The organism is Nesterenkonia halotolerans (assembly GCF_014874065.1).
Classification (GTDB): Bacteria; Actinomycetota; Actinomycetes; order Actinomycetales; family Micrococcaceae; genus Nesterenkonia; species Nesterenkonia halotolerans.
Genome location: NZ_JADBEE010000003.1, coordinates 1 through 4125, shown reverse-complemented (window position 1 = coordinate 4125; position 4125 = coordinate 1). Strand labels below are relative to the sequence as shown.

4 protein-coding genes are annotated in these 4125 nt (G+C 56.7%); 3 read left to right on the top strand and 1 reads right to left on the bottom strand.

What is annotated here, in order from left to right; translation table 11 throughout:
• The first annotated feature begins 1216 nt into the window (after window positions 1-1216).
• Both H4W26_RS13570 and H4W26_RS13565 read left to right on the top strand, forming a co-directional pair.
• Window positions 1217-1663, top strand: coding sequence for a hypothetical protein (locus tag H4W26_RS13570; protein WP_192592787.1), 447 nt, complete (start codon window positions 1217-1219; stop codon window positions 1661-1663).
• Between the two features lie 48 nt (window positions 1664-1711).
• The gene (locus H4W26_RS13565) at window positions 1712-2254 is read left to right on the top strand and encodes a helix-turn-helix domain-containing protein (RefSeq protein WP_192592786.1); all 543 of its coding nucleotides are present in this window, start codon (window positions 1712-1714) and stop codon (window positions 2252-2254) included.
• Here H4W26_RS13565 and H4W26_RS13560 read toward each other — a convergent pair.
• Window positions 2225-2875, bottom strand: coding sequence for a recombinase family protein (locus H4W26_RS13560; protein ID WP_192592785.1), 651 nt, complete (start codon window positions 2873-2875; stop codon window positions 2225-2227). The two genes, H4W26_RS13565 and H4W26_RS13560, sit on opposite strands and share 30 nt — an antisense overlap.
• Window positions 2876-3925: 1050 nt before the next feature.
• On the opposite strand from H4W26_RS13560, the gene H4W26_RS13840 reads away from it, so the two are divergent.
• Window positions 3926-4125: hypothetical protein (locus H4W26_RS13840; RefSeq protein ID WP_225940153.1), on the top strand; the 200-nt coding region annotated here is incomplete at its 3' end.

The window sequence follows — 4125 nt, the reverse complement described above, 5'->3', positions numbered from 1 at the left end:
CAATAAAAACGGTGCGGAGAGCGGGGGGATCACCGCAGGTATCCGGATCGACGGAGAAACAGGTTTGGCAGCTCCACCAGGTGGGCCTCACTCACAGGAGCAGCCCACGATCGGACTCGCTAAAGAAGTCGACTAGTGAATCCAGAACTCAACACAGCGGTCCACAAATCACCAACGTCTCTGTTTGTCTACTGAGCGCCTGTCTTGCGCGCCCTCCTCGTCTTTTTGCTTGTCCGCACTTCGTTAGGACTGACAGCGCGGTGTGAAGCTCTTGGAAGGGCGCACAGCGCGTGCCACCGCAGAGGAAGCAGAGGAAGCAGGAGGGCAGGGGCGTGCCTGTAGTGCTCAGGGAATGAGCAAAACAGGCACGTTCAAATTGGGTTCACCGCGTCGTCGGCGTCGTCGCATCGGTTGGCTACGGCTGTAGCTGAACGTAGAGAGGTTATTAGCGCTCTCAGTGGCGGCATGTCCCCTACGCTCTTGGCGTCCGTCCTGGTGTCTCATCAGCGTGACGCGCCCGTGGGCGTAGCTTCGGCACTCCTTCGCGGCTATGGATCACTCACATAGCCAGCAGCTACCGGCAGTAGGGGTCGAAATTGGGACCGGCTCTAACCCGGTGAGAGGCGCGTGTGAGGCGCTTGGCTTTGTCTTTCGCTCGTTGTCCGGCTGGTGAGGCCCTGGACGCGGAACCAGTCGAGGTATCCAACTCGCTGGAGGGTAGCTACTTGCTCCGCGCGCTGGCGGTGCTACCCTGGCTATGTAGTTATTTCAGACTCTGAAATGGTCGCACCGGGTGGTTCCGGTTGCGGCCATTTCCTCGTTGTAGGCGTGTCGAAGTGCTCACCTTTGTCTACGCCCAGCCGCTTCGTCTACTGCCTGCTCCATAGAATGCGAGCCAATTCGAGCAGCGCTGCAGTTCTCTCCGCTGGGACCAGAGCTAGCAGCACAATCACGAGCACGACGGGTAGGACGAGTAGCCCGATAGCGAAAAGAACTTCCATGCACTAAGCGTGACGACTCCCAGGGAGCAATTGGGGGACGCGGGCCTCGAACGATAACCGCACCTCCGTGCGGTTCAAGAAAAGGCTCTGGGCTTCTGCTGTCGCTTCGATTAACGGTGAAGACACTCCATTAGCTGAGTGCCGCACTTCGAGCGAAAGCGCCATCCGGCCAACATCGGACCGCTGCGCGAGGTACCCCAAGGGACACTTGCCTCATGAACATCGACACAACAGCGATCATCACAGCCGCGATAGGGCCGTCACTCGGCTTCATTGGCGTTCTTCTGCGCTCGTTCTTAGGCGACAGGAGCTATCGAAGAATCAAGAGGATCGCTGAGCTCCACGAAAAGTTGCCCACGTCAGTGCAGACCGCTTCCGAGCCTCTACTTCTCAACCTCGTGGATGTATACGCAAAGAGGGCGCAAAAGAAGCTAGATCGACAAGTTGACGGCTACAGCATCGTCACTCTCGTTGTTGTTGGCTTCCTAGGTGGTGCTGCGACGTACTTCCTTGTGGTTTGGGCTGAGATCGCTGGGGGAGGGTGGGGCATACTCCTGTACTCGATTGCGATAGGAGTTGCGATCTTCATCTTCCTTCTTATGCTCGTCGGCCTGAGCCAGATCTTTGTGTACCCCGGCGACAAAAACTATAAGGAGCAATAGCTAGCTAACCCAACGGCGTGTTTGCGGCGATGAAAACAGTAGATCGTCATGCATGATGAGTTCATGGGTGAGTCACTGACCGTCGCTGAGACAGTCGCGCAGTTCGAAGTGTCCATGAGTACCGTCCGACGACATCTGCGCGACGGAAAGTTCCCTAACTCAACTAAGCAAATGGGTAAGGTCTACATTCCGATGACAGACCTTGAGAGTGTCGGGATACAGCGCCGGGAGAGTCAGAATGTGTCTGACAGTGCCAGTGATAGCGGCCGCCTCTCTGCCTTGTCAGAACAGCTCAGAGAGGCTGAAGTGGAAAACTATCAACTGCGTACTGAGTTGAGCGCTGAGAGGGTCAAGACGCAAGCACTGGATAAATTGGCACAGTCAGAACACTCCCGTATCACCGACCTTCAACGGCATGTTTCATCACTAGAAGCGACGGTTTCAGAGCAGAGGGAGTCCCTCGCACAGTTGAGAGAAAGAACCAAGCAAATCGAGGGTCCGGAACAGTCAGTGAAACACACGGAGAGTGTCGAAAGTGTCAGGGAAACAGCACCTAAGCGATCACGCTGGCGACGCTGGCTTGGCGCGTAGATCTACCCCAAGAGTCTTTGCTCTGTTGTAGATCGTCGCTCGACTCACCCCGAACTCCTCAGCCACACTCTGAGCGCTGGCGCCGGCCTTCATCAAGCGTGCTGCTTCTTCTACCTGTGGCCGGTCGAGCTTCGCTGTCGAACCCCCTCCACGAGTGAGCTCCCGCTTTCGCTTCGCGTGTCCATCCTTAGCGCGCTCAGAGCGGATCTGGCTCTCCATTGTGGCCAGCCCACTCATGACCGTGAACAGCAGCTCACCACCTGGTGTCGAGGTGTCGAGCTGGAGATCGAGGATGTGCAGATCGATCCCTGACCTTTTCAGGCGATCAGCGAATGTCAGCATGTCCAAGGTTGACCGGCCCACGCGGTCAAGGCGCGTCACCACGAGTGCGTCACCCCTGCTTATGAGTCCTTGGATAAACCTTCCGCGAGGCTCATCCCACGTCCCCACCAGCTCATCGAGCCCCGGCCTGTTGTCTAACTTCCTGCCCGTGATGCCGTGGTCGCCACGCACATTTCCAACGGGCACCTGACCCTCGGTGATGAGTCGATACTCCTGCTGGTCAGCATCTTGATCTGCCGTGGAAACGCGAACGTATCCCCATCGCTCTGCATCGCTCATGGAACCAACTCTCGATGTCTAACGTGCATTCCTCAACCAAGCTTAGACACTTAGACAAGTTGGTCCAAAAGTTAGACGACGGATAGGGCGTGCAGGGGTTGATGAAGGTCGCGAATGATCCGCCCGGTTGGGCCACTCGGGAGCGTCTAACTGTGCAAGCAATTCGCAGACATTTTGATCCCAGTGTCGCGAAACCAAGCGGACGACACCCAGAACACTATGAGGGCTCATTTAGGCCAACCTTTCGGTTCGCTCTCTGAATCGCTCTCAGTTGATGTCCTGAAACGAGCAGTAGGACACCAAGTACATAGAGGGAGCACTTTTAAGCAAGGGTCTCGAAGCTGCTGCCCAATCTGCTCGACACCAACGAAGGAAGTGAGCGCATCATTTTGTCTCTACTCGAAGCGAGTCCGCCAGTCATCGCGTGGCTAGTCGTCTTAGTGCCGTGCGGGCTCATCAACGTCGCAGGCAGTCTCGTAAAGCACCCACGGTCTTTGGCCGCTACTTACGCCGCACTAGTTCCTCATCGAGCACCAGCTATCCGCGAGGCACTTCACCATCAACGCGACTGACAACAGCAAGCTTCAGTCAAACTCCCTCAGCCCAGTGCAGCGCCTTCTAAGAAGCCCCGGAGTTGAGTTAGCCGTGCTAACTCTATAGCTTGCTCCGTCGTCGCCGAAGAAGACTCGAGAGCGAGTTAGGGCACCTATCTCCCCAGCTTGCTCCGTCGTTGCTGCCCACAGAAGTAGTGCTTCCAGTGATGGCGCTAGAAGCACTACTTCTACTGACGGCACTGCCCGCAGTAGAAGCAACACCCTCGCCACAGCCACGGCGGTCTCTGACTGCTGCGCAGTCAGTGCAGTCGCAGCGGACAGATTCATGACACACGTCTGGCACCAAGGTGCACTTAGCGACATGGGGCTTGTCCGCGTAACTTCTTCGGCCTGGGTGGTGCTCGCCTTATTGGTTGAGTGCAGAAGGAAGATCGCTTTATCTTGAGGGCGGGACATAGCGCCAGAAAAAGCCAAGAAACATACACGAGGAGAACCGATGTTGAGTCGCACCGCTAGAGAGTTCGCGGCCGAGATCTCTAACCACGATTGGGCAGACGCACCCTACCGACTTGACCGGGCAGGGCATCGCCGTGAAGACGATACGAACAAGGGGAGCAAGGTGCTCACCGTGAGCGAGAGCGAGCACATCCGTACAAACGTGATGTGGGTGGCCGCTCAAGTTCTCAAGCATGCGAA

Excerpts from the sequence above, each read along its gene's own strand:
- H4W26_RS13570 (WP_192592787.1), top strand. The coding sequence starts at position 1,217 with ATGAACATCGACACAACAGCGATCATCACAGCCGCGATAGGGCCGTCA.
- H4W26_RS13565 (WP_192592786.1), top strand. The coding sequence starts at position 1,712 with ATGCATGATGAGTTCATGGGTGAGTCACTGACCGTCGCTGAGACAGTC.
- H4W26_RS13560 (WP_192592785.1), bottom strand. The coding sequence starts at position 2,875 with ATGAGCGATGCAGAGCGATGGGGATACGTTCGCGTTTCCACGGCAGAT.